The organism is Vibrio sp. 1457, from assembly GCF_033340195.1.
Classification (GTDB): domain Bacteria; phylum Pseudomonadota; class Gammaproteobacteria; order Enterobacterales; family Vibrionaceae; genus Vibrio; species Vibrio alginolyticus.
In genome coordinates, this window is sequence record NZ_JAWOWA010000116.1 from 1 (window position 1) to 1148 (window position 1148).

The window sequence follows — 1148 nt, forward strand, 5'->3', positions numbered from 1 at the left end:
TGAAGGCGACGCCGGCTGCGATATCGAAGTGATTCGCCCGCGCGCCCACTGGCGCTGGCTGGCGAACGCCGTATTCAGCCTCGGGGAACACGCTGAGATGGACGCCGTGCATCCTGATCAGCAACTGGAAATGTTCTGGCGCATCTGGACGCGCAAAGAAGCCATCGTTAAACAGCGTGGCGGCAGCGCCTGGCAAATCGTCAGCGTAGACAGCACCTATCACTCCTCGCTGTCAGTCAGCCATTGTCAGCTTGAAAATTTAAGCCTTGCGATCTGCACCCCTACTCCCTTTACGCTCACCGCCGACAGTGTGCAATGGATCGATTCAGTTAACTGATCCGCCCACCCGACTGCCCATCTATTGATCCAGAACAGGTAATCAGTATGACGAATACTTAAAATCGTCATACTTATTTCCGCCATCTATTTTAATCCATTGGGGTTACCATGCTCTCCATACTCCGCCGCAATCTCTTTGCGCTGCTGGCTTGTGCGTCTTTTATCGTCCATGCCGCTGCACCAGATGAAATCACCACCGCCTGGCCGGTGAATGTCGGGCCACTAAACCCGCACCTTTACACGCCTAACCAGATGTTCGCCCAGAGCATGGTTTATGAACCATTGGTGAAATATCAGGCAGACGGTTCGGTGATCCCGTGGCTGGCTAAAAGCTGGACTCATTCAGAAGATGGTAAAACCTGGACCTTCACCCTGCGTGATGACGTGAAATTCTCCAACGGTGAACCGTTCGATGCCGAGGCGGCGGCAGAAAACTTCCGCGCAGTGCTCGATAACCGTCAACGTCACGCCTGGCTGGAGCTGGCAAACCAGATTGTTGATGTTAAAGCACTCAGTAAAACAGAGCTGCAAATTACCCTGAAAAGCGCCTACTATCCTTTCCTGCAAGAACTGGCCCTGCCCCGTCCTTTCCGCTTTATCGCCCCATCGCAGTTTAAAAATAATGAAACCATGAACGGGATTAAAGCGCCGATTGGCACCGGACCGTGGATTTTGCAGGAATCGAAACTGAATCAGTACGATGTCTTCGTCCGTAACGAAAACTACTGGGGCGAAAAGCCGGCGATTAAGAAGATCACTTTTAACGTCATCCCAGACCCGACTACCCGCGCAGTAGCGTTTGAAACCGG

General features: G+C 52.7%; 2 protein-coding genes. Both read left to right on the forward strand.

All coding sequences use genetic code 11. The annotated features are described in order from the left end of the window. The coding region (acpT, locus tag R7Z41_RS24150) for a 4'-phosphopantetheinyl transferase AcpT (RefSeq protein WP_318141658.1) at positions 1 to 337 on the forward strand (337 nt) is incomplete at its 5' end. 110 nt (positions 338 to 447) lie between these two features. After that, the coding region (locus tag R7Z41_RS24155; protein ID WP_318141659.1) for an ABC transporter substrate-binding protein at positions 448 to 1148 on the forward strand (701 nt) is incomplete at its 3' end.